This is a genomic window from Virgibacillus sp. LDC1, assembly GCF_025792345.1.
In the GTDB taxonomy this organism is placed as follows: domain Bacteria; phylum Bacillota; class Bacilli; order Paenibacillales; family Paenibacillaceae; genus Paenibacillus_AQ; species Paenibacillus_AQ lautus.
On record NZ_JAOXLZ010000005.1, the window covers coordinates 460,891 to 485,315 of the forward strand.

17 protein-coding genes are annotated in these 24,425 nt (G+C 52.4%); 12 read left to right on the forward strand and 5 right to left on the reverse strand.

Translation table 11 applies throughout. The annotated features are described in order from the left end of the window. Positions 1-9: 9 nt before the first annotated feature. The 4 genes from OHJ21_RS26670 (at position 10) to OHJ21_RS26685 (ending at position 4,418) form a co-directional block, all read left to right on the forward strand. Positions 10-870 (forward strand): carbohydrate ABC transporter permease, encoded by an 861-nt coding sequence (locus OHJ21_RS26670; RefSeq protein ID WP_486021603.1) that lies wholly within the window; start codon positions 10-12, stop codon positions 868-870. A 59-nt stretch (positions 871-929) separates the two neighbouring features. Next, on the forward strand, positions 930-2,480 hold the full coding sequence (locus OHJ21_RS26675; protein WP_486021604.1) for an ABC transporter substrate-binding protein: 1,551 nt from the start codon (positions 930-932) through the stop codon (positions 2,478-2,480). A 28-nt stretch (positions 2,481-2,508) separates the two neighbouring features. Continuing rightward, positions 2,509-3,564, forward strand: coding sequence for an amidohydrolase family protein (locus OHJ21_RS26680; protein WP_326117230.1), 1,056 nt, complete (start codon positions 2,509-2,511; stop codon positions 3,562-3,564). Between the two features lie 482 nt (positions 3,565-4,046). Beyond that, entirely contained in the window at positions 4,047-4,418 is a 372-nt protein-coding gene (locus tag OHJ21_RS26685) for a Rieske (2Fe-2S) protein (RefSeq protein WP_394058606.1), read from the forward strand. A 609-nt stretch (positions 4,419-5,027) separates the two neighbouring features. Here the strand turns inward: OHJ21_RS26685 and chrA are convergent. Genes chrA through chrS form a run of 3 tightly spaced genes read right to left on the reverse strand, consistent with a single transcriptional unit; the run spans position 5,028 to position 6,673 of the window. After that, positions 5,028-5,570, reverse strand: a complete 543-nt coding sequence (gene chrA / locus OHJ21_RS26690; RefSeq protein ID WP_100540624.1) for a chromate efflux transporter ChrA — start codon at positions 5,568-5,570, stop codon at positions 5,028-5,030. Beyond that, on the reverse strand, positions 5,570-6,139 hold the full coding sequence (chrB, locus tag OHJ21_RS26695) for a chromate efflux transporter ChrB (RefSeq protein ID WP_326115516.1): 570 nt from the start codon (positions 6,137-6,139) through the stop codon (positions 5,570-5,572). The genes chrA and chrB overlap by 1 nt, the downstream gene beginning before the upstream one ends. Positions 6,140-6,190: 51 nt before the next feature. Next, on the reverse strand, positions 6,191-6,673 hold the full coding sequence (chrS, locus tag OHJ21_RS26700; RefSeq protein WP_216534678.1) for a chromate efflux transcriptional regulator ChrS: 483 nt from the start codon (positions 6,671-6,673) through the stop codon (positions 6,191-6,193). A 414-nt stretch (positions 6,674-7,087) separates the two neighbouring features. Between chrS and OHJ21_RS26705 the strand changes: the two genes are divergently transcribed. The 6 genes from OHJ21_RS26705 to OHJ21_RS26730 all read left to right on the forward strand — a co-directional run bounded on the left by OHJ21_RS26705 (position 7,088) and on the right by OHJ21_RS26730 (position 20,400). Then, on the forward strand, positions 7,088-8,182 hold the full coding sequence (locus tag OHJ21_RS26705) for a CapA family protein (RefSeq protein WP_486021605.1): 1,095 nt from the start codon (positions 7,088-7,090) through the stop codon (positions 8,180-8,182). 475 nt (positions 8,183-8,657) lie between these two features. Next, a complete protein-coding gene (locus OHJ21_RS26710; RefSeq protein ID WP_486021606.1) occupies positions 8,658-14,744 on the forward strand; it encodes a phosphodiester glycosidase family protein in 6,087 nt (2,028 codons plus the stop codon). A gap of 174 nt (positions 14,745-14,918) precedes the next feature. Further along, positions 14,919-15,245, forward strand: coding sequence for an antibiotic biosynthesis monooxygenase family protein (locus OHJ21_RS26715; RefSeq protein WP_326117225.1), 327 nt, complete (start codon positions 14,919-14,921; stop codon positions 15,243-15,245). Between the two features lie 39 nt (positions 15,246-15,284). Continuing rightward, positions 15,285-16,280, forward strand: a complete 996-nt coding sequence (locus tag OHJ21_RS26720) for a Gfo/Idh/MocA family protein (protein ID WP_100540628.1) — start codon at positions 15,285-15,287, stop codon at positions 16,278-16,280. A 334-nt stretch (positions 16,281-16,614) separates the two neighbouring features. Then, positions 16,615-19,554 carry a family 10 glycosylhydrolase gene (locus OHJ21_RS26725; protein ID WP_486021607.1) on the forward strand — a complete coding sequence of 980 codons (2,940 nt, stop codon included), beginning with the start codon at positions 16,615-16,617 and terminating at the stop codon, positions 19,552-19,554. A 207-nt stretch (positions 19,555-19,761) separates the two neighbouring features. Continuing rightward, entirely contained in the window at positions 19,762-20,400 is a 639-nt protein-coding gene (locus tag OHJ21_RS26730; protein WP_486021608.1) for a TVP38/TMEM64 family protein, read from the forward strand. Here the strand turns inward: OHJ21_RS26730 and OHJ21_RS26735 are convergent. Beyond that, on the reverse strand, positions 20,395-22,068 hold the full coding sequence (locus OHJ21_RS26735) for a PH domain-containing protein (protein ID WP_486021609.1): 1,674 nt from the start codon (positions 22,066-22,068) through the stop codon (positions 20,395-20,397). The two genes, OHJ21_RS26730 and OHJ21_RS26735, sit on opposite strands and share 6 nt — an antisense overlap. After that, positions 22,061-22,543 carry a PH domain-containing protein gene (locus OHJ21_RS26740; RefSeq protein ID WP_076322918.1) on the reverse strand — a complete coding sequence of 161 codons (483 nt, stop codon included), beginning with the start codon at positions 22,541-22,543 and terminating at the stop codon, positions 22,061-22,063. Before OHJ21_RS26740 ends, OHJ21_RS26735 begins: the two co-directional genes overlap by 8 nt. A 240-nt stretch (positions 22,544-22,783) precedes the next feature. Here OHJ21_RS26740 and OHJ21_RS26745 point away from each other — a divergent pair, with 240 nt between their 5' ends. Then, positions 22,784-23,734, forward strand: a complete 951-nt coding sequence (locus tag OHJ21_RS26745) for a helix-turn-helix transcriptional regulator (protein ID WP_326115505.1) — start codon at positions 22,784-22,786, stop codon at positions 23,732-23,734. A gap of 54 nt (positions 23,735-23,788) precedes the next feature. After that, positions 23,789-24,298: a GyrI-like domain-containing protein gene (locus OHJ21_RS26750; protein ID WP_486021610.1), complete on the forward strand. Its 510-nt coding sequence runs from the start codon at positions 23,789-23,791 to the stop codon at positions 24,296-24,298. The last annotated feature ends 127 nt before the right edge of the window (positions 24,299-24,425 follow it).

Here is a 24,425-nt window from a genome sequence, read left to right on the forward strand (position 1 = left end):
AGGTGCGCGATGAAAAAGCAGGAAAGCTTCGCCTCAAAGCTGTTTGACGTATTCAATGTATTGTTCATGATGGTGCTGATCATTGTGATGGCCTATCCGATGGTGTACGTATTCTCGGCTTCCATCAGCAATAATGCCATGGTCGCAAGCGGCGCCGTGCTGCTGTGGCCAAAAAAGATTACGCTGATCGCATACGAACAGCTTATCTATAACCCCGATCTCTGGATGAGTTACTGGAATACAATCCGGTACACATTCCTGCATACGGTGCTGACGCTGATTGCGACCTCCGCGATGGCGTATCCGCTTGCGAAGCGGTGGCTGCCCGGCCGGAGAGTGATTTTGCTGATGGCGGCATTCACGCTTCTGTTCAGCGGCGGCATGATCCCGACCTTTCTGATCGTTCAGAAGCTGGGGATGCTGGACACGATCTGGGCAATTGTTCTTCCGTCGCTGATCAGCACATGGTATTTGTTCATTATGCGGACATTCTTCGAGGCGCTGCCGGAGGAGCTTGAGGACGCGGCTGCCATCGATGGTTGCGGATCCATACAGATTCTGGTGCGGATCGTGCTGCCGCTATCCGTACCGGTGATGGTCACGATCGGCCTGTTCACGGCCGTGAATCAATGGAACTCTTTTTTCAGCGCTTTGATCTATCTGAATGACCGGGAGATGTACCCGCTGCAAATCATGATGCGCAACATCCTGATCGCTGGTACGAATGTGCAGGGCGAGGGCGACCTGACGCATCTGGAGACGTTGAAATATGCCATGATCATGATCGGTACGCTGCCGATCCTATGCGTTTATCCGTTTATCCAAAAATATTTTGTACAGGGCACGATGATTGGCGGCATTAAAGGATAGTCATGGATTTCAAGTAAATCCATCTCTATACGTTGTGATGATAAAAAGGAGGTTAGGGAATGCGGCGAAAGGGGTTCAGAACAGCGCTTGCCATGATCCTGCTCTGCGCGATGCTGGTTACGGGATGCACCAGCGGGGGCAAGGACGATTCGGGGACGTTAAGTCCTGACAAACCGGTTACTTTTTCATGGCTCGTATACGACCGGGTGGAGGGCAAGGTTCGGGATGACTGGGAGATTTTCAAAGAGATCGAGGCCAAGACGGGCGTCAAAGTGAAGTTCCAGATCGTAAGCCAGGAAGGGCTTGAGGAGAAAAGGCAGATCATGATTGCCACGAATACGGCTACGGATTTTATCCAGGTGCCGACGCAGGACGGCAGGGAGCATGGGCCGGAGAAGGTGTTTCTGAATCTTAATGATTATTTGGATCGGGCACCGAATCTTAAAGCATTTTACGAAAAATATCCTGAAGCCAAGGCGCTGGCAACCGGCACGGACGGAGGCTTGTATACCGTACCTGTCCTGGAAGGGGATGCGGAGGGCAAGGGCTTCAACTTTATCTGGTATGCCCGCAAGGACATTATGGATCAGCACGGGATACAGGCCCCGACCACCGTGGATGAATTTTATCAATATCTGAAAACGTTGAAAGAAAAGGTGCCGGACTCCTATCCGCTCATATCGAACGCGATCGTTGGCGATACGGGGCTGTATACGACCTTCGGGCGTATCTTCACGGGCATCAGCGGCTTCTATAATCTGGATCCGACCACCGACCAATACGCATTCGCCCCATACCATGAAAACTATCAGGATATGCTGGTCTATCTGAATAAACTGTATGCGGAAAAATTGCTGGATCCGGAATTCTCGCTGCTGACGCAAGCGCAGTGGGAGGAGCGGATATTAACGGGCAAATCCCTGGTGACGTTTTTCTGGAAGGCCGATCTGGAGTCGCTTGTCGCGAAGGCGAGGGGGGCTGGTACGGCCGAGTATGAGCTGGATGCGATTTCTTCCTTTGCCGCCGAAGGGATCAAGAACTATCAGTTCTCCCGTCCGGTCGTTGGCACCGTCGGTCGAGCGATCTCGGCTAAAGTCAAGGATAAGGAGCGCGCCGTCCAATTCCTCGATTATTTGGTCAGCGAAGAGGGAACGAATTATCTGTCCCTAGGAATCGAAGGCAAAACGTATACGATGGAGGACGGCAAAGCGGTATATAACAAGGAGTTCGGCGAGTCTCCGTTTAATGCGCTGCGCAAGGACTGGGGCGTATGGTATGACCTGATTACGCTGAATAACGCCAAATCCCGTGAGGTGTGGGAGCGCGGATTGAGTGAGAAGAGCAAGGATATTAACGCCCGATATGAGCAGTACATCGTGCCGGCACCGAAACAGATCGTCAAGACGGAAGAGGAACTGGAGCTCGAGAAATCGAAGCTGAACAATCTGAACAAATTCCTTGAACAGAAGGTGACGGAGTTCGTAACCGGCAAAACCCCGATTAACGATTCCACCTATCAGCAGTTTATTGACCAGGCCAAGAAACTCGGCTCCGACGAACTCCTTACCATGTACAACACCGCCTATACTCGCACATACGGCGGCAAGTAATCCGCGATGGAGATGGAGGAATCAGGCAATGGACGATATGAAAATCATCGATGTCGACGTTCATAACGAGCAGGACGACAGGGCGCTGCTGCCATATCTGCAGGAGCCCTGGCGCTCCCGGGTAGCGGCATCCGGCATCGGATATGCAGGATCAGGGTATTACTCGCCGATCGGCGTGATGAAAAAAGACTCGATCCCTCCGGGGGGAGGAAAAGCCGGCTCCGATCCCGATTATATGATCAAGCAGCTGATCGAAGGCTACAATCTGGACTACGCCGTGTTGACTGGCGTCGTCTACAATATCTCCTCCACGCATGATCCGGATTATGCGGCGGCGATATGCTCGGCTTATAACGATTATCTGATTGCTGAGTGGCTCGGCAAACATAAAGCGTTCAAAGGCGCAATGGCGGTAGCCACCCAGGACCCGCTGCTGGCGGCACGCGAGATCGACCGGATCGGCGGCCATCCGGATATCGTGGAAGTGATGATCTCCAGTGCGGCGCGTTCGCCGCTGGGTCAGCGCCACTATCACCCGATCTATGAAGCAGCGGAGCGAAACGGCCTTCCGCTCGCAATCCACCCGGGAGCGGAAGGCGGCGGGAGCTCGACGGCTCCCACCGCGGCCGGCTACCCGACCCGCTACATTGAGTGGCACACCTGCCTCTCCCAGATGTTCATGGCGCATCTGGTGAGCATGGTATGCGAGGGCGTATTCGTGAAATACCCGAACCTGAAGGTCGTTCTGGTTGAAGGCGGAGTGGCTTGGCTGCCGGCCCTGATGTGGCGGCTGGACAAAAACTACAAGGCACTGCGCGCAACCGTGCCCTGGCTGACGAGAATGCCAAGCGAGTACATCCGGGATCACTGCTACTTATCGACGCAGCCGATTGAGGAGCCCGACAATCCGCAGCATCTCATCGATCTGTTCAACATGATCGACGCAGAGAACATGCTGCTCTATTCCAGCGACTATCCGCATTGGGACTTCGACTCGCCGAGCCATATTTTGCGGGGGCTGAAGCCGGAGGCGCGGCGGAAGATTTTTTACGAGAACGCGAGGCAGCTGTACCGGTTGGATTGAGGGAATGGGTGATGGATGGATGAATGGATAAATGGATGAATGGATGAATGGATAAATGGATAAATGGATAAATGGATAAATGGATGAACGGTATCCGTATGAACCTAGCACGAATAATTGAAGCTGGGGCTATGGGCAAACCAAAGTCAGACCAAAGACGAACCAAAGACGAGCCAAAGACAAACGAAAGATAAACCAAAGGCGAAAGAAAGGCGAAAACAAAGTTGGAAGGTCGAAATCAAAGTCGAAAGAAAGTAGAAAACAAAGTAGAAAACATAGTCGAAAACAAAGTTGAAAGAAAGTCGAAAACAAAGTTGAAAGAAAGTCGAAATCAAAGTCGAAAGAAAGTAGAAAACAAAGGCGAAAGAAAGTAGAAAACAAAGGCGAAAGAAAGTCGAACCAAAGTCGAACCAAAGTTGAACCAAAGTCAAAGCAAAGCAAAACCCTTCAAAGCTGGGCGCATAGGCAAGGAGGTGGCATGTATGGCGGTACATTACGTGCTGGCGGAGGAGGACGTTCCGGAGGGCGGGCACGCGGTCGTGAACATAGAGGGACGCGAAATCGGCATCTATCGGGTCAACGGCGAGTATCATGCGATTCTGAACTACTGCCCGCATCAGGGGGCGCCAATCTGCGCAGGACTGGTCTCCGGTACGACGCTTCCTTCGGAGGTGTATGATTACGAATACGGTCGGGCGGGCGAGATCGTCCGCTGTCCCTGGCATGGCTGGGAGTTCGACCTGCAGACCGGCAAGTCGCTGTTCAGCGACCGCATCCGGGTGAAGAAGTATAAGGTGGAGGTCCAAGAGGGCAAGATCGGGGTGGTGATGGGGAGGAAGCAGGCGGGGAGTTGAAGGGATGTAATTAATGGGGCTGCAGGTATCATTACTAGCCATGGGCACTCAAGTCACTTGTGTCAGCTTTTAACGGACCCTAGATCCGTTATTTAAGATCATAACTCGATTTTTTACAATGTACCGGACTCCAGATCCGCTATTGTGCGAATTATGGGTGCAAATACCGATTAAAACAGCAAATAAGGTCCTCAGGGTCCGCTAAAGTTACCAAAGGGGCTGTTTCGTATGAAATAAGGTCCTCAGAGTCCGCTAAAGTTACCAAAGGGGCTGTTTTGTATGAAATAAGGTACTCTGAGTCCGCTAAGTCCTCTGTGTCCGTTAGAAAATCCTTTCGACCATAGAGCAAGAGGACTTTCGGGACAAATTAAATGATATGGCGATCATATTTTTGGATGTCCGGTTCACATGTGATTTCTGCTCATTGCCCCGTTGGTCTAATCGGGGGATACGTAGGATGCGTGGTGCGTGGTGCGTAGTCCGGGGTATGCTTGGATGGCTCTTGATTAGAAAAAAGAGCGAGTATTGATGGGCAAGTGCCCCTCAAACTCGCTCTTTTAGTTACAGCGACTTGCCCGAACGGGTTATAGTTGTTTTCTACAATCCCCCTCACACCACCTGAGACAACACCAATCCCCCGTAAGCAAACGCGGCCAGGATCACCAAAGCCGGGTGGATTTTGCGGATGTTCATGGCCCAGAAGGCGACGGCGGCGATACCGAGGGATTGCAGGAGGCCGATGGAGATGACGGAGCTTTTGCCGATCTGCCAGGTCAGGGTCAGCATCATGATCGCGATGACCGGCTGAACCAGCAGGGTCATGCCTTTGACCACCGGCGACGTGCGATATTTCTGCAGCAGATTCAGCAGCCAGATGAGCGCTACCGCGGAAGGGATGACCGTAGCAGCGAGGGCGAGGGTCATGCCCATCCAACCGGATACGTCGTACCCGACAAAAGCGGCGATTTTGGTGGCGATCGGGCCGGGAAGCGCGTTGCCAAGCGCAAGCATGTTGGAGAATTCCGGATCGGTCAGCCAGCCGTGATTCGTGACGATTTCCTTGTACATGAGCGGGATCGAAGCAGGGCCGCCGCCATAGCCGAGCACGTTGGAGACAAAAAAGCTGATCAGCAGCTGAAGCCATTCTTCCATCAGGCGGACCCCTCCTTATCCCGTCTTTGTTTTTTGAGTTTGGCTACGGTTCTAAAATGCACGGTGCCATAGGCAAGGAACAGCATAATGACGAGGGCCGGATGGATCTGGATGCTTTCCAGCAGAAGAAACGACACCACGAAAAATCCGATCCCGGCGTAGATGCCGAGCCCCTTCACAGCCTTCTCGCCAAATTCGTAAGCCATCGTGCCCAGCATGACGGCAATGACCGGCGTAACGCCGGCAATCATGCCCGCCACCACTTTGGAGCTGCTGAGGAACGTCACGGCCGACAGCAGCGCGATCATCGCGATACAGGTCGGAAGGATATGCGCGAGAACGGCAACGATGGCGCCAAGAACCCCTTTTTCCCGGTAACCGAGATAGGCGGCCATCTTCGTGGCGATGGGTCCAGGAAGCGCGTTGGCGAGTGCGAGCACCTCTCCGAATTCATCATCGCTGAGCCAGTTGTAACGAACGACGGCCTCGTGACGGATCAACGGAATAACCGAAGGACCGCCGCCGTAGCCGAGTATTCCGGTTCGGAACATGCCGAACGATAATTCCATGTATGGGTTGCTAGTTTTATCAGGCAAGGTATGAGTCCTTTCTGTCGAGAGTTAGAGTCGAATGCCCATTCGGCTTTTATAACGCTTGATTAAGATCTGCGTGTCCACACTCGTAATGCCCGGGAGCGGGTAAAGCTTCTCATTTAAAAACATTTCCATTTCCTTATGATCGGTAAACAGTCCGTGCATATGCAGCTTGCTGGGACCGGTCATATGATAAAGACTTGTTACATACGGCTCGTTCTCCAATGTGTCCGCGACCTGCTGTAAATGTTTGGGTTCGACCTCCACATTGAAAAAAGCAGATACCGAAATCCCCACTTTCTCCGGATTAATGACCGCCGCGAACCGTTCAATAACGCCGTCATCGATCAGGGCATTGACCCTGGCCTGTGCCGCAACGCGGGACAATCCAATCTCTTTGGCCAAATCCGTGTACGAGATTCGCCCGTTCTTGCCGAGGATTGCAATGATTTTGCGGTCCGTATCATCAATCAGGAGAGGCGCGTTCTCACCGGAAGAATGAATATTCATGGGCTTCAGCTCCTTTAGATTACTTATATGTAAGAAATACCTCGTATAGATATTACAAAACGTAATCAGAAAATCTTATTTAATTACGATACGTATAAATATATAAGCAATTTATGAAGTTTTCAACATGATATGCGATGGTTGAAACTTTTTGCCCGCTTTTTAAGTCTAAGACTATGGATAGAAAAAGATAGATTTTTCCCCACTCGTCATCCGTTTGAAAAATCTGGGGCGACAGGGATCCGAAGAATGATCCGCATGCGTAGTCCTGAAAGGCTAACTGGTTAGAGGCCATTCTTAATTCTATTAAATGGATCATTTGATATAATTCCCCTTTTATATCATTTTATGATAGGATAAACGTGGTAAATGACTAGCTTCTTAGAGTTTTTATTTGGAAAGGGCGGCATGGATATGAAGAAATTATTTTGCCTCATTCTGGTTATCGTTATGCTTCTCCCGGTCAGCATTGTTTCGGCAGCGGGCATGGATGGGAAACAGACTCAGAGCAAGGCCCAGGAAACCAAGGATACAGCGGGCGCAACCACTCAAGCCAAGTCGAAGAACAAGCCGATAGATCTTGTTTTTGCAGGCGACATTCTGTTGGACGGCTACGTGGGGAACCAGATTGATAGATTCGGGAACCTATACCCGTTTAAGAAGGTGGCTCCCATCTTGAAAAAAGCGGATATGGCGTTTGCCAATTTGGAGACGCCGGTCTCCATTCGGGGCAAAGCTGCGGACAAAACGTTTGCCTTCCGTTCGAAGCCGGATACGCTCCAGGGCTTGGTCTATGCGGGAATCGACGGCGTAACGCTGGCTAACAACCACATTCTGGACTATGGGCAGCAGGCGATGCTGGATACAATTACCCATCTGAAGCGCCAGAAGATCGGGTACACGGGAGCCGGGCGCAATATGGACGAGGCCTATAAGCCTTACGTGCAGACCATTGATGGCAAGAAAATTGCGGTGCTGGGCGTCAGCCGGGTGCTGTCGGACAATTCTTGGATCGCGGGCAAGAACCATCCGGGCGCAGCTTCCGCCTACACCATGGAGCCGATGCTGACCCATATTAAGAAATCGGCAAAGACCAACGATTATACGATCGTGTACATCCACTGGAACCAGGAATTCGCCGACTATCCGGAAGAGTATGCTCGCACGATGGCGAAGAAGATGATCGACGCCGGTGCCGACATCATTATTGGTTCTCATAGCCATACGTTGATGGGCATCGAATATTATAAGAACAAGCCGATTTATTATTCGCTTGGCAACTTCGTGTTTAATCGCTCGACCCGGGGCGGTGACAATACCTTGTTGTCGATGATGGTCCATTTTGAAATCCAGGGCTCCAAGATCACAAGCCGGATTACGCCGGTGAAGATTATTCAAGGTCAACCGAATCTGATGGACAAGAAGTACAACAAAGACATCATCGCGAAACTGAACAAACTCTCCTACAATGCAAAAATTGATGCCAACGGTAACGTCACCAAAAAATAATAGGAAGTTAAAACAACTGCGGCCATAGGCGGCGGTTGTTTTTTTGTTTCCTGGGGAAGCTCGCCGTAAAAATAAGTCGGAAACTGGCGGCAAGGCGTTTTTTTTCATTCCCCGTATCCGACAAAAACTGCTTTTACGCCATTCAGCCGGAAATTCCTGCTGTAAAAATAAAATAAAATTTTACAAAATGTATTGTAAATTGAAATATTATTTCAATATGATAAAGGGAGAAAAGTCGAGTTAACTTGGGCCGTTGGAAGCGGTGAATACGAAGCGGTAACATACTTTTTTGCAGCCCTTCCAGCTAATGACTGAATGTAAAGCCGATAGCGGCAGAGTTAACTTCGTCTTAACACAGATTGGAGGTGGAATTAACAAGCGAGCGCTATACTCCCGAGTAGGTCTTTCGTTCATGAGCGGACTTACAACCGAGAGGAACCAGAGTCCAAGCATAGAGAAGGAGGAATTCATGTACATGTTAAGGAGCAAAAAGAGAATATCATCGCTGCTCAGCGGTGTGATGTTTCTATCGCTGCTGTTTCCCGCAGGACAAGCTGCTGCTGCCGACCCAATGGCTGCCGCTGCATCGGTCATTGATATGCGGCAGATGGAGATCGGGCCGGGGGCTACATACACGTGGGCGAATATGCAAAAAGGCAGCGGCGAGCAGAAGGTCCATATGGTGGAATTTGATCCATCGCAGGGAAATCTGGAGCTTCAGCCGGGTCTCACCGATGGCAAGGTATACGGCATGCAGGGAGTCAGCAAAATGGCGTCCGATGCCGACAAGGCAGGCAATCGCGTCATCGCGGCGGTGAACGGAGATTTCTACGATATGTCCACCGGAATTCCGCTCGGATTGTTCATGGGGGACGGAGAGCTATTGACGGATCCGCCCAGCGGCAGGAACGCCTTTGGCATTAAACAGGACGGAACGAGCCTCTACGGCAGTCCGAAATTAACGAAAAATGTGACGATAGGCGGAACGGTCAGCAGCCTGTCCTCTATCAACCGTCTAAGAGGGACGGACGCACTTGTTCTTTATACCGAAAAATTCAATGCCACCACGATGACCAATAATCTGGGAGACGAAGTGATTCTGGATATCGTGAGCGGCAGGGTCGCCAGCGGGGAGACCTTGACGATGAGGGTGGTCTCCGTTGTTAAGGATCAGGGGAATTTGCCGATCGGCCAAGGTCAAGTGGTATTGTCCGCTTCGGGCTCGCAGCGGAGCAAGCTTGCCGGGCTGAAGGCAGGGGATGAAGTGACGGCTGGTTTTCAGCTGGATAACGAGTGGCAGGACGTCACGATGGCGATTGGCGGCACCGTGATGCTGGTCAAGGATGGCGTCGTGCAGCAGCATACCGATCCGGCTGTACACCCGAGAACGGTGGTGGGCACCAAAGCGGACGGCTCCGTCGTGCTGTTCGAGGTTGATGGCCGCCAGCCGGGGTTCAGTGAAGGGCTTAACTACATCGAGCTTGGCGAAATGCTGCAAGAGCTTGGTGTAGTGAACGCACTAAATCTGGACGGAGGCGGTTCGGCCACCTTCGTTGCCCGCCTGCCGGGAGAAACGGAGCGCAAGGTGCTCAACTCGCCGTCGGACGGCGGGGAACGCAAAACGGCCAACGGCATTTTGCTGGTGAACAAGGCGCCTGAAGGAGCAGCGAATAAACTTGTTGTGGCGCCCACGCTGGAAAGAGTGCTGACCGGTTCATCCGCTACCTTCAAAACGGCGGCGGTAGACCAGAATCTGCATCCGGCTAAAATGACGGAGGCCGCGGTTTGGGGCGTTGACCCAGCCTATGGGGCGATCGACGCCAGCGGTACGTTTACGGCAGGCAACCAATCTGGATTGACCGAGGTATCCGTACAATCCGGTATTCTGACGGGTAAAGCCGCATTGGAAGTCGTTGATGAGCTGACTGAGCTCAAGTTCTCCGACGCCGTGAAGACCTTCTCCTCCGGCTCGACCGAGACGCTCAAGGTCACGGCGCTTCGCAATGGTCAAGTGGTACAGGCCGACAATAGCCGTTTGGAGTGGCGTACCGAAGGCGATATCGGGACGATTGACGGAAGCGGAACGTTTACCGCTACGGATAAGCAGGACGTCAGCGGCAAAATCTTCGTGAAGTACGGTCAAATCGAGACCTCAATCGAAGTGAACGTCGGTCTTCCGCCGGTCATGCTCGAGGATTTCGAGAACGGCCTTAGCCGTTATAAACCAAGCGCCGGTGCGCAGTTCAAGTCGACCCAGGTATCCATTGAAACCGATGAGACCTATATTCGTTCCGGGAATGGTGCCTTGAAGCTGGAGTACGATTTTACCGGAATGACCGGTACCTCCGGTGCTTATCTGCAGACGAACGGCACCGCGGACAATATCGAAATTCCGGGCTATCCGGAGAAAATCAGCATGTGGGTCTACGGAGACGGCAACGCGCACTGGCTCCGTGCCCAAATTCGTGACAGCAAGGGTGCGATCCCGCTCGATTTTACCGATCAGACGGTCGGCGTCGATTTCAAGGGATGGAAGTATCTCGAAGCGTCCGTGCCCAAAGGAAGAACGCTTCCGCTGGTGATGGACATGCCGGTTCGATATATGGAAACACAGGCCGCGAAAAAAGACGCCGGTGCCATCTACGTGGACGAAATTCGCGCATTGTACGGTCCGGCCAATGACGATATCGATCCGCCGGTTCTGAAGAAATTCTCGCCGGCCGACGGTGCGGAGATTACAGAGAACACGCCGACCATTACCGTGTATGCCGAGGATGCCGGCTATGATCCTGTCGCACACCCGGGAACGACGCTGATCGATCCGGACAAAATCCGATTCTATCTAGATGGAAGTCTGGTGCAGCATACCCTGTATCCGCCGGAAGGAAGAATCCATTACACGCCGAGCGTTCCGCTCGCCGATGGCGTTCATCAAGCAAAAGTCACCGTCCGTGATCTGTCGGGCAACCAAACGACCAAGGAATGGAACTTCAACGTAAATACCGGTTCAGCCAAGGTGGTGTACGATACGCCGAATACGATCTATGTTGGCGGCAGTTACACGCTGGATATCGGCGGTGTGAAGACATCCCAAATCCGCAGCGGCCATGTCGATTTCCAATTCGATCCCACCAAAGTGGAGAATCTGGAGCTCATACCGGGGGACAAGCTGAGCTCATCCCAGGTTAGTGCGAACATTGACGCTACAACAGGAGTGGTGAAAGTGACTTGGAAGGACATCCATACCGCATCCCTGCAGGATACGGATTGGATCGGCCAAATCCGGTACGACGTGAAAAAGAACGCAACCGGCAGCAGCATCATATCGCTCACGTCCGGAGCGGTATCCTTCACCGATACGGGCAGTACCGAATTCTCGTTCTACGGTCTTCCGATCGAATCGCAGATCGCAACGCATTATGCGCTGAGCTGGAATGAGGAAGGAGCGGTACAGGGATACGAAACCGTATTTGAAGTGACCGATGCCCAAGGTCAGCCTGTGGAAGGCGTCCAGATCATGGCTGACGCTGCAGCGGTTGGCACAACGGATGCAGTGGGTATCCTGAAGACGGGGGCGCTGACGTCCCAGGTCAAGACGTATACCGTGCAGGCCGTCAAAGGCAATCAATATAGCCCGGCATTGGAGTTTAAGGTTTCGCCGCTGGCTGGAAGTCCTACTCCGTTCAACATCAGCGTGGGCATGGGAGAAGATCCGACCACGTCGCGGATGCTGAACTGGCACACGGACCCGGCGACGGATGAGACCGTCGTGGAACTGGTCAAGCGGTCCGAATTTACGGATTTCGATGCGCCGAACGTCCAGAAATTCAATGGTGCCAGCGAGTTGTACCATACCTTGGATCTCGGCACCGTCCGTGTCCATAAAGCGACAGCGGCCGGACTTGAGCCGGGCACAGAGTATGTGTACAGAGTCGGTGACGGCCAAGGCCATTACAGTGCACAAGGCTCCTTTAAAACAACGGAGCTTGCGGGAGACACAACGAAATTTTTGTATTTTGCCGATTCCCAGGCTTCCACCTCGAAAGAGTTCGAGCTGTGGGGGAATACAATCGACAAGGCGGCAGCCGAGCATCCGGACGCCGAATTCATGGTCCATGCCGGGGATATGGTGGACAAGGGATTCCTGGGGGAGCAGTGGAACTATTGGTTCGATGAAGCCCAGAAGCATTTCCTGAATACGACGTTAGTGTCGGCCATCGGCAACCATGAAGTGATGGGGACCAAGGAAAACGGAGACTTCCTGGCTCACTTTAACCAGCCGGGCAATGGCTTGGACAGCCTGAAGGGAACCAACTTCTCATTTGATTACAAGGACGTTCATTTCATTATGCTGAACAGTGAGTATCAGCTGGAGGAGCAGAAGAAGTGGCTTCAGCAAGATCTGGCTAATAATGATAAGAAATGGACCGTCGCGATGTTCCATCGGGGGCCTTACGGCAGCATTTACGACTCCGCCGAGGTACGCAGCCTGTGGGCGCTGGTGCTGGAGGAATCCGGCGTGGATCTCGTGTTAAACGGCCATGATCATATTTATATTCGTTCCTACCCGATGATGGATAACCAGATTGTTGCGGACGGCAAGGGCACGACCTACGTCGTGGCTGGATCGTCAGGTCCTAAATTCTACCCCCACACGGAGCGGGGCTGGCATGAGGTGGTCGACGAAGAGAAGACTCAAATGTATGCCTCCGTGGAAGTGAAGGGAGACGAGCTTCATTTCGTAACTAAAACGGTTGGGGGACGCGTCGTGGACGAGTTTACGCTGACGAAGCCTAATCCGGAACAGATTGTTGTAAATTCTGACGAGCTGACGCTCGCCGCTGGCGAAAGTCACGAATTGCAGGCTGCGGTGAAGCCGAGCCGAGCGGAACGAACCGTGGTATGGTCCGTATACCATTCCGAACCGTCGAATGATGTCGTCAACGTATCCGCAGACGGCGTCGTGACGGCTCAAGGTCTGGGCAGCGCGGTCGTAAGAGCGACCAGCACGGCAGCGCCGGATGTTTATGCAGACGTGAAGATTACGGTAGACCGAATCCCGAACGGCAGCATCGAATCGATACGCTTAAGCGGCAAATCCGAGCTGAAGATCGGGGACGCCGATCAGACCGTAACGGAGGCCGTTTATACCGACGGCAGCCGCATCCGTTTAATCGAAGGTGTTACCTATGCGAGCAGTAAGCCGGACGTAGCTTCCATTGATGAACAGGGCTCGGTACGGGCTTTGTCAGAAGGGGCGACCGTCATTTCAGCAACCTATGAAGGCTTCAGGTCGGAATATGATTTGAAGGTAATTACCCGGGGTGGGGGGAATCCCGATCCGGGACCGGAGCCGCCAGTAGACCCGCCGGTAGACCCGCCCGTGCAGCCGCCGGTAACACCACCAGTTACACCACCAGTAACGCCGCCGGTAACGCCGCCGTCAGGCAGTGTCACGTTATCCGTGAGCGAGCTGGCTGCCAAGCTCTCGAACGGGCAAGTTGTAATAACGATGGATGGAAGCTTTACGGATATTACGCTGCCAGGGAATGCAGCAGACATCCTCAAGGATGGTTCGATCCACCTTGAAGCGAAGAATTTGTCCCTAACGATCCCGGCCGAAGTGCTTCGCCAACTGGGCGCCCTTGCAGATGCAGGGCAGCTTGAGAAGAGCACGATGAAACTGAGTGCCGACACGTTATCGGATGCGGAGAAGAAGGAGCTTATCGAGCAAGCTGCCCGCGCTTCCGGTGCGAAGCTGACTTCAGCGGGAGCCATGCTGAAGTTCCAGCTTCAATTAACGACAGCGGATGGCAAAGTCCACAGCTTAACGGAATTCGATCATCCGATCACGCTGGAACTGCCATTATCTAATGCAGCTAACGGCAAAAGAATTGCCATATACTATTTGTCCGACAATGGTGAGCTGGAGTATATTGGCGGTGTAAACAAAGACGGCCGCATGGCCGCGGGAATCCGCCATTTCAGCGCTTACGGTTTGCTGGATTACGAGAAAACCTTTGCCGATGTGCCATCTTCATTCTGGGCCGCGGAAGTGATTGCCGATTTGGCCGCGAAGCAGCTCATCGAAGGCGTAAGCGCGGACCGCTTCGCACCGGCTCAGCAAGTGACCCGGGCCGAATTTGCGGCGATGCTGGTTCGTCTGCTTGATCTTCAGGCAGAGAGCTCTGCGCCGTTCGCCGATGTAGCTTCAAGCAAATGGTACGCAGAGGCTGTGGCCGCAGCTGCCGAGTCAGGCATCGTGAATGGAACTAGCAAAGACCGTTTTGATCCGGACGCCCCGATTAAACGTCAGGAAATGGCGGCGATGCTGGTGCGCGCTTATGCCCACGCAATGAAACAGCAGCAGGAGAACATCAGCGCGGGCAGCGATTTTGCCGACCTTGCTTCATCCCCGGACTGGGTTCGGGTAGCGGTAGAAACTGCGCATGCCCTCGGTTTTGTTCAGGGCCATACACCGAGCCGCTTTGAACCGGAAGGCCTGACCACGCGTGCGGAAAGCGCGCAGGTCATCTATAATCTGTTGCACAAACTGAAGTAAAGGCTAGAAGGCAGAATACCGCTTCTCTTCTCCTGTAGATGATCACAGAGGAGAGAGGCGGTTTCTTTTTTAGGTTAAAGAATGACGAAAGTTCGATATAATGATTACATGGTCAATGAGTGAATGTAAATCGAAGTAATGGCTAATCTGGTCACCGGGAAGAGGGGGAAGAGGATGACGGAATACGCGAACACGCCGAAGCCGCCGTATTATGCCTGCATTTTTGTGTCCAAGCGTACACAGGGTGACCGGGGTTATGGGGTGATGGCCGATAAAATGGCAGAGCTTGCGGCGCAGCAGCCTGGCTATTTGGGGGTGGAGTCTGCCCGGGATGAGGGTCTCGGGATCACGGTATCGTACTGGGATTCCCTGGAGGCCATTCGTTTATGGAAGGAGAATGCCGCACATCAGGTAGCGCAGGAAAGGGGCAAGAACGAGTGGTATGAAAGCTTTGGCTTGCGAATTTGCAAGGTGGAGAGGGATAGCTTCTACAAGCTTTAGGCAAGGCCAATCAAGGAAGAGGATGAGGAGGAGTAAATGATGATGCAGAATCCGGGTAAGATCAGATGGGGAATTATGGGGACGGGCTGGATTGCGGAGCAGTTTGCAGCCGATCTGGCGTATGTGGAGAATGCTCAGTTTGTGGCCGTGGGCTCACGTACGGCAAGCAGTGCAGGTGAGTTTGCGTCGAAATATGATATCCCGCGGGCTTATGGCAGTTACGAAGAGCTCGTAGGGGATCCCGACGTCGACGTTGTGTACATAGCGACTCCGCATCCGCTGCACCGGGAGCATGCCTTACTGTGTCTTCATGCCGGCAAAGCCGTCCTGTGCGAGAAACCCATCACGATTAACGGGGATGAACTGGAGGAAGTAGTGGCGGCTGCACGGGAGCAGAAGCTGTTCCTGATGGAGGCCATGTGGACGCGTTTCCTTCCGCCGATCCGGCAGGTGCGCGAATGGCTGAACGAAGGGCTTATCGGCGATGTTCGGCTGCTGAAGGCCGATTTTGGGTTTCGGAGCGGCTGGAATCCGCAGGGCCGTTTGCTGAACCTGGAACTTGGCGGCGGCGCGCTGCTGGATGCGGGTATTTATCCGGTGTCGTTTGCCTCCATGATTTTTGGAACCGAGCCGGAGAAGATATGGAGTACCGCGCATATCGGCGAGACGGGCGTAGATGAGCAGTTCTCGGTTATTCTATCTTATGAATCCGGCAAGACCGCTTCGTTAAACGGGGCGATCCGGCTGGGACTGACGAATGAAGCTTATATTTATGGCACCAACGGGTATATTCACATACCTTCTTTCCTGAATGCAACCTCCGCTTCGCTTCATGTAGATGGCGAGGAACCGCTGGTTGTTACAGATGACCGTCAGGAAAAAGGGTATAGCTTCGAGGCTTACGAAGTGGGACGTTGCCTGCTGGAAGGACGGCTCGAGAGCGATGTGATGCCGCTGGACGAGTCGCTTGCGATTATGAGGCTGCTGGATCAAATCCGGGGGCAGTGGGGATTGAGGTATCCTTCGGAAGGTTAAGCCGTGAAGCTGATAATCGGACTTCTTGAATACGTGAACTGAATGAATGAAGAAGCCAATACGGGGAATTGTCCCGTGTTGGCTTCTTTTTTGTGATTCCCTACGTCATGGACAGCTGAAATTCCTGCCTGATTTATAAAATTATATTTTATTAAAACTATTGAAATTTGAAATAAAATTTCAATATGATAGAGATAGAGATGAACATGTGTGTAAGACCATCACGATCATCTATTCTAGCAGATCGATAGGAGGTGAGCGGCAGCCGATTTCGCTTGGAATTGGACTTCAGTTTGGATAGCAAGCACTCATACTAAAGGGAGTGAATTCGTGAATGATAATCAAAAGGCGTGTCTATCGTAGCAGCAAGTCGATTCTATCCATGACGCTGGCGTTAGCCGTGATGTTCAGCTCGGCTGTTTCCGCTTGGGGTAATTCATTTGATGCGTACGCAAGCACCGGAGAGCCAGGGGCTGTCGTCATCGAAGATTTTGAATCGATAACAAATTTGTCCGCGTCTTCCGCAAGGGGAAAGGCCCAGCTGGATGTAGTAGGGAGGCCGGAGCCAATCTATTACGGTCATCATGCTGCAGCGCTAACTTATGATTTTGTGGGCAGCGAATCCGGCACCTCGGCGGCTTACCTCAACCTCAAAGGCTCGGACGGTTCTACCGGCAGAAGCGTTTCTGGTTCACCGACTGCACTCGGTTTGTGGGTTTACGGCGATGGCGGGAACCACTGGCTCCGGGCCCAGCTTCAGGATTCTTCCGGCGGCAAGCATGCCGTTGATTTAACGTCGACCTCCGGATTTAGCTGGAAGGGCTGGAAATACGTCAAATTTAACGTTCCCTCTACCATCAAGGCTCCTCTCAAAGTGAATCAAATCTATATCACCGAATTAAAGGATACGAATAAAAACAAAGGTACCGTATACTTCGACAGGCTGTCCGCATTCTATACGGCTTCCCAGGTGTACGGGCTCGACATTGGCGGGCTGACGCCCATGGGCGTTGGAGAAACGGTGAAACCCCAAGTATATGCAACCTATGAAGGACATACGGAACCTGCATTATTAACAACCGGCGTGAAACTCACCAGCAGTGACGATAACATCGCTACTGTCACGGGCGCTACATACGACACCATTGAAGCATTGGCGCCGGGAACGGTAACCATAACGGCGGAATACGGAGATGCACCAAAATCTCAGTATGAGCTTCATATTACGCAGGATGCGCCAGCCCCTGAAGAATTGCTGTTATCCGGGCCGCTTCATATGGAAACCAGTCTTACCGGCAGCATGAGAACCAGTGTGGTTTACTCCGTATACGGAAACCAGACGGATCCGGTATGGCTGACTGAAGGAATTAGCTATGTAAGTGATCAACCGGGCGTTGTATCGGTAGACCAAGCCGGTCAATTGACCGCAGTTTCCGCAGGAACGGCAGACATTACGGCTTCGTACCGCGGAATAACCGCACAGCACGCCATTACGGTGACGGATCCGGTTCCTGTTCTGCAGAGCATCGAACTTCAAGGTCTTACAGCGGTTACGGTTGGAGACTCCTTCGAGACGGCGGTGTCCGCAACCTACTCCTGGATGGAAGAGCCGGTGATCATAACGGAAGGCGTTACGTTTACCAGCAGTCATCCGGATGTAGCCGCTGTTGATGATAAAGGAGTGGTATCCGGCTTGAAGATAGGTTCCGCTAGAGTAACAGCCACATTCCAAGGAAAGACCAGTTCCCTCTACATCACGGTGAATAAAGCTTCTGAGCATCCAAAAGCCGAGCTGAGAGCGGCCTGGATTGCAACCGTCGACAATATTGACTGGCCAGCCAAAGGAGTCACCGATCCGGATCAGCAGAAACAGCAGTTTATCAGCCTGCTTGATCAGCTGGAGGATGCGGGGATGAACGCGGTCATTATGCAGATCAAGCCGACGGCGGATGCATTCTACCCGTCCAATTACGGGCCATGGTCCGAATGGCTGACGGGAGTTCAGGGTAAGGATCCGGGGTACGATCCGCTGGCATTCCTGCTGGAGGAAGTCCATAAGCGGAACATGGAGTTTCATGCCTGGTTTAATCCATACCGCATCAGTCTTCAAGGGGACGTTAACAAACTTGTAGCCACCCACCCGGCGAGGCAGCATCCGGAGTGGGTCGAAGAATATGGCGGCAAGCTGTATTTCAACCCAGGGATACCGGAGGCACAGCAGTTTATTATCGACGGCATCATGGAGGTCGTTCGGAATTACGACATCGACGCCGTGCATTTTGACGATTACTTCTACCCGTATCCCGTAACCGGCGTGGATTTCCCGGATACGGACACATTTAACCAATACAAAGGCTCCTTTACGAATAAGGGAGACTGGAGAAGAAATAACGTCAATCAATTCATTCAGAACGTGAACGAAGCCATCAAGGCAGAGAAGAGCTACGTGAAATTCGGCATCAGCCCGTTTGGTATCTGGAAAAATAAATCCAGCGATCCGACCGGCTCTGAAACCAATGGCCTAGAGAGTTACAATGCCATCTATGCCGACTCGAAGAAATGGGTTGAAGAAGAGTGGATCGATTATATCACGCCTCAGATTTATTGGAATATCGGTTATTCCGCTGCCGCTTACGATAAGCTGATCGATTGGTGGAGCGGGATCGTGTCCGGCAAGAACGTTCATCTATACAGCGGACAAGCCGTATACAAAATCGGGTCGAATACCGATTGGTCCAACCCCGAAGAGATGCCAAACCAGATCCATTACAACCGCAACTTTGAGGAAGTCCGGGGCAGCATGTACTTCAGCTCCAAATGGTTTAAGGATAACGCGCTCGGGTTTACGGACAGACTGAAGAACGATCTGTATCGATATCCGGCCTTGATCCCGGCGATGCCTTGGATCGATTCGGAAGCGCCGACTGCGCCCAAGAAGCCAAAGGCTGATCACGAGCAGGTTGGCGTGAAGCTAAGCTGGAGGTCGACAGATGATGAGACGTATTATGCGGTTTATCGTTTTGATGGCAGAGGAACCGGCAGTGTTCAAGATCCGTCGCATTTGTTAGGGACTCTCCGAAAAACCGCCGGTACGACGCAGTCCTTTGTTGATCATACCGTCGTAAAGGGACAAACCTACACTTATGTTGTGACGGCCGTCGATCGTCTGCATAACGAGAGTACCGCAAGCAAACCGGTCACGGTGAAAGTGAAACAAAGCGGTAAGCCTGGAAAGCCCCCGGTGAACCCTCCGGGGAAACCGAGCAAACCGTGAGTTTTACATGATAGCGATAGGATATAATCCGTACCGGTTAACGGCGGGTCTTCTTCCCTAGCAAGATGTCGCTTTAGTGAACGGACGGTCCGCTTCAAGAAAAAAGGGACATCCCCGGCTTATTGCCTTGGGATGTCCCTTTTGCTGCTTGTTCCAATGGACATGCTGCATGGTACAATAGGTGCATTATGACCTGGAGTGTGGTGCATGTTCAAGAAATTAGGAATGGCATTGGTTTACGCCGCCGTAGGTGGTCTTGTTTACTTTTATGGCGATGTCATATTGGTATGGATTCGATCGACAGACAGTATCATGCTGATGATGCTCATGGCCGTCGTCATGGCCCTGTTTCCGGTGATCCCTTATCCGGTGGTTGGAGGCGTTATCGGTGCCGCCCTGGGGCCGGTCATCGGCGGAATCGTCACTTGGGTCGGCTCCACCGCCGCTTCCATCCTGATGTTTATGTTCATCCGATACGGCTATCAGGAATGTGGCGACCGGGTGCTTTACCGTTATAACAGGCTGGGAAAAGTGACAACGATGTTCGAGCGGAACGCCTTTTTGACCATCCTGTTTACCCGGTTGATCCCGTTTATTCCTTCCATTGTCATCAATGTGTACGCGGCTCTCAGCAAGGTAACGTTCGCATCATACAGCATCGCGTCCGCGTTAGGCAAAATCCCTGCCATGCTGCTGTTCTCGATGGTAGGGGATCATCTCATGACAGACCCTTCCCACATCATCATCACCATCGGCGTATATGGCGTATTTCTTGCGATAACCCTTATGGTTTACCGATTGTCGGGCTTTGGCCGTTCAGGAAGAACGGAGACCGAACGCTTATAAGCGTTCGGTCGGTGAGGCGGGACCACTTCGTTCTGCAGGTGCGGAGTTCTCGCCTTTTTTCTTTTGGAACCAAGCTCGAACAGCCTCGATCTCTCGCTGATCCATTCCACTTAAACTTTCGTTGATCTCGCTGAATATCATCTTCACTTGAAGGGATAGAAGCCCTCTTCTTCGCTGTCTGCGGGTACCGCTAACCTCCATGGCCATAATCTGCGGCCGGCGTATATACCTGGTGGACATTGCAATGAAACGGCTGCGGATCGTAAGCTGTTTGTCCGTGACATTAACTCCGGAATCCCGGTGCGAAAGGAGTCCCCAAGCTAACGAGAGCGGAAGCAGCAGAAGCGATAACAAACCGAGCCTGTCAAAATACCAAATGCACGCAGCACTGACTACCACGGCAAAAGCCAGCTTCCACCGCAGGTACATCCATTTTGCGCGGGGCGGCGGCGAAGCGGTAATGGCCTGAGCGCTGAATTGAGGCGTAACCCGATTCAGCAGCGCCGGAATATCTCTGGTCTTCAGTAGAGGATGAAGCATGAAATGCTTGTCGGACTCAGAAGTAAGCACATGAACCTTCACTTCAGCGTAACCGAACCAGCGCCGGAATACGCCTTCTTTAACGGTAATGGCCAGCACTCGCTCGGGAGAGAAGAGCAGTCTTTTTCTCTCCAGCAGACCGCAGCTGACCGAGATTTGTTTCCCGATCCGCTCGACGGTAAATCCCGCATATTTAATCGTGTAGAGCACGGCGGAGAGCAGCCAGGATACGATAAGCGCCACAGCGGCAATGCTGATCCAACTGCCGGGCAGCAGCTTCCCTGCCGACTGAAACAGCGATTGGTACATTTGATCCGGAAGCAGGTCATCGGCAAATGATAAAATACCACCTACAAAGGCTAAAGCCAGTGACAGGTTTGGCGAGGAGAGAGCGGCTATGAGCAGGCGTCCGGAGGATAGCTGGAGCAGCGTGCTGCGTTCCTCTTCTGCCGTGATTGCAGCGCTTGTATTCTTTCTGCCAACGACGCCCGAATCGGAATCCTCCAAAAGATCGCTTCCGTATCCCATGTTATGATTCGACGGTTGAACGGATTCGTAATTCTCTCGGGTTTCCGGCGGTTGAACAGATGGCCCCTCCGTCTGAACGGGAAGGCTCTGATCGGATGGGTCGGGGCTTTCATGGGATTGGTGAACCTCACGCTGCGTCTGCCTTGTTCGGGTTTGCTCGCGCAGCCAGCGCTGCAGTCGTTCGCCTTCGCTATTGGTGATGGCAGGCAGTATGCCCCCGCCTTCCGTTTTGCCCGGCGTTTCGATTCGGACCTGGGTAAGCCCCAATATACGCTGCAGCAAGGGCTGCTCCATATTCATGGAATGAATGCGGCCCGTATAGATGGATAGTTCCTCACGGAACAGAACGCCGCGACGGATGAGGATTTTGTCTTCTTCCAGCGTATAAACGAAGCGTTTCCACTTCAGATACCCGTACAGAAGCAGAAGCGAGACCAGGATGACGATGGCGGCGGACAGCCAGTACCAGGGGATGTCGCGCAGCGATTTTCCGTTAAGGAATTTGATGGATACCAGAGCGGCGATGGGAATGAGTGATTTTACACTGCCTACGAGCGGGAACAGGATGAACAGGCGGTGAAGTCTTGTCGGTTCATTCATCGTGATCCACCACTTTGGCCAGCTCGCCGATCTGTTTCTTCAGTTCCTCTGCTTCTTCCAGCTTGAGCGCCTGGATGACATGTGTCGTTGCGGCGGTAACGACCTTAACCTTGGCTAAGCCATATTTACGAAGGAGCGGTCCCCGTTCCAGCTCGACATGCTGTACCCGCGTCATCGGGACAAGAGTGTCACTGAGCCAGATCCAGCCGGAGCGAAGCTCCAATTCTTCCTCGCTTACCTTGAAGCCGAATTGTTTGTAGGTGAAAGAGGGCACGGCCCAAGTAAACCAGGCTCCGAGTACCAGAAGTCCGATGGTGATCCAGCCTGGTATCAGAGTCCACCCGAATATAGCAGCCATAATTAGATAGGCTGCTGCAGCGAGTAGAATAACCCCATCCGTAATGAAACCCGTTATGCGGGAGATCGTTACGGAGTCCGGGTGACACCTGCGCATGGCGTCAAGTCGATTGTCCATATGTATGTTCCTCCTTGATGTTACAGATTCGTACATTTTGCATCTTTTATGTATGTCTACGTTCTTGGGGATGGATCGTTTCATCCCGTCCTTTGACTTGATTGCCGTGCCTCTCATTGTAGCATAACAGGCTAACGAGCATCTGAACCTGACCTAACGGTTGCATGAACACATGCCGAATCTGTTAAGCTTGAGTTAAGGAAGAACATAAGATGATCGAGAACGAAAGGATCGCATGCAATGAAAATAGACCGGCTATTAGCCATAACCGTCCTGCTTCTGAACCGGGGGAGACTGAGCGCCAAAGAGTTGGCTGATCGGTTTGAAGTATCGAGCAAAACCATATATCGCGATATGGATACGCTATGCCAAGCCGGGATTCCGATTGTTGCCCACCAGGGAATATCCGGCGGATTTGAAATTATGGAGCATTATATGATCGACAAGTACTGGCTGTCCGCTGAGGAGATGAGTGCGCTGGTTACAGCCGTCAAAGGGATGAGCAGCGCACTGGATGATCAGCAGATGGGCATCCTGCTTGAGAAGGTAAAAGCGCTGCTGCATAGGGTAGAGCAGGGGCTTGACGATGAATATCGGAGGGAACCTGTGATCATGGACTTTCAGCCTTGGGGACAGCGTCAAGGACTGAAATCCGCTGTGAGCTTGCTCAAAAAGGCTATTCAAGAAAAGCGCAGGGTCGTGATGGAGTATATCGATGCGGAGGGCAGCGCGGAGCGAAGAACCATTGAACCGGCATCCCTGATTCTGAAGGGCAATATTTGGTATGTACAAGCCTTTTGTCTGGAGCGGGAAGACCATCGCCTCTTCCGGTTGTCGCGCATGCAGGATATAACGATGCTGAGCGAGACGTATGAGCCAAGGCTATGGCCCGGCGAGGAACGATTGGAATGGGATTCCTCCTGGTCGAGCGCGCTGGAGCAGGAGACGGTGCTGTTATTCGAAGCAGCCGCGCGTCAGCGGGTGGCGGATATGTTTCCGCCGGAACAAGTAACCGTCAACCCGGACGGCTCTTTACGCGTTCACGTGTTATACAAATTAGATGAGTGGTTTTACGGCATGATTCTAAGCTTTGGTAATCAGGTGCTGGTTGAGCAGCCGGGCGAAGCGGCCGAGGAAGTGAAGCGAAGAGCACAATGGATTATGCAGCGCTACGATAACCAGGACAGATAGATGTCCACGTTACCTCTTTAGAATAGAGACATATTCATTTTAAGGAGGATACATATGCGTGATAGCAATCAGAATCAGAGTGAACGATTTATAGAGGTAAGACCCGCCATGTCCATTCAGGGTGTCGGCGTTCGAACGACAAATGAAGCGGAGGCAGGACCGCAAGGTAAGATACCGCAGTTATGGGACCAGTATTTCCAAGGCGGTTTGCAGGCACGGTTATCGGATAAGGATCAAGCCATATATGCTTTGTACACCGATTACGAAAGCGACGCATCCGGGGAATACACCTTGATTATCGGCAACAGGATAGTGGAAGACGTGGCTGCTGCAGCTTCTTCGGAGGAATTGAAGCAGGCGTCCGTCCCAGCAGCCAAGTACATGGTATTCCGGACAAGACGTGGCCCTTTGATGGAAATTGTCCCTGAGGTGTGGTATGAAATTTGGAGTTACTTCCAGCATTCAGCCGAAAAAAGGACGTATACAGGCGATTACGAACGGTATGACATGCGGCAGTTTGATCCTGCCCATACCATGGTGGACGTTTACATCGCTATTGAATAGCGGTTAAGAATCGGCTACAGCTCCATTGCTTGGAGTGGAAACGACTATTCCTCGGGTGATATGACCCAATCCGGGAATTCGCGATATTTGCCAATAATGAACTAGAGGGTGATCCCGCAGCGGGATC

Excerpts from the sequence above, each read along its gene's own strand:
- OHJ21_RS26670 (WP_486021603.1), top strand. The coding sequence starts at position 10 with ATGAAAAAGCAGGAAAGCTTCGCCTCAAAGCTGTTTGACGTATTCAAT.
- OHJ21_RS26675 (WP_486021604.1), top strand. The coding sequence starts at position 930 with ATGCGGCGAAAGGGGTTCAGAACAGCGCTTGCCATGATCCTGCTCTGC.
- OHJ21_RS26680 (WP_326117230.1), top strand. The coding sequence starts at position 2,509 with ATGGACGATATGAAAATCATCGATGTCGACGTTCATAACGAGCAGGAC.
- OHJ21_RS26685 (WP_394058606.1), top strand. The coding sequence starts at position 4,047 with ATGGCGGTACATTACGTGCTGGCGGAGGAGGACGTTCCGGAGGGCGGG.
- chrA (WP_100540624.1), bottom strand. The coding sequence starts at position 5,570 with ATGGAAGAATGGCTTCAGCTGCTGATCAGCTTTTTTGTCTCCAACGTG.
- chrB (WP_326115516.1), bottom strand. The coding sequence starts at position 6,139 with ATGGAATTATCGTTCGGCATGTTCCGAACCGGAATACTCGGCTACGGC.
- chrS (WP_216534678.1), bottom strand. The coding sequence starts at position 6,673 with ATGAATATTCATTCTTCCGGTGAGAACGCGCCTCTCCTGATTGATGAT.
- OHJ21_RS26705 (WP_486021605.1), top strand. The coding sequence starts at position 7,088 with ATGAAGAAATTATTTTGCCTCATTCTGGTTATCGTTATGCTTCTCCCG.
- OHJ21_RS26710 (WP_486021606.1), top strand. The coding sequence starts at position 8,658 with ATGTTAAGGAGCAAAAAGAGAATATCATCGCTGCTCAGCGGTGTGATG.
- OHJ21_RS26715 (WP_326117225.1), top strand. The coding sequence starts at position 14,919 with ATGACGGAATACGCGAACACGCCGAAGCCGCCGTATTATGCCTGCATT.
- OHJ21_RS26720 (WP_100540628.1), top strand. The coding sequence starts at position 15,285 with ATGATGCAGAATCCGGGTAAGATCAGATGGGGAATTATGGGGACGGGC.
- OHJ21_RS26725 (WP_486021607.1), top strand. The coding sequence starts at position 16,615 with ATGATAATCAAAAGGCGTGTCTATCGTAGCAGCAAGTCGATTCTATCC.
- OHJ21_RS26730 (WP_486021608.1), top strand. The coding sequence starts at position 19,762 with ATGTTCAAGAAATTAGGAATGGCATTGGTTTACGCCGCCGTAGGTGGT.
- OHJ21_RS26735 (WP_486021609.1), bottom strand. The coding sequence starts at position 22,068 with ATGAATGAACCGACAAGACTTCACCGCCTGTTCATCCTGTTCCCGCTC.
- OHJ21_RS26740 (WP_076322918.1), bottom strand. The coding sequence starts at position 22,543 with ATGGACAATCGACTTGACGCCATGCGCAGGTGTCACCCGGACTCCGTA.
- OHJ21_RS26745 (WP_326115505.1), top strand. The coding sequence starts at position 22,784 with ATGAAAATAGACCGGCTATTAGCCATAACCGTCCTGCTTCTGAACCGG.
- OHJ21_RS26750 (WP_486021610.1), top strand. The coding sequence starts at position 23,789 with ATGCGTGATAGCAATCAGAATCAGAGTGAACGATTTATAGAGGTAAGA.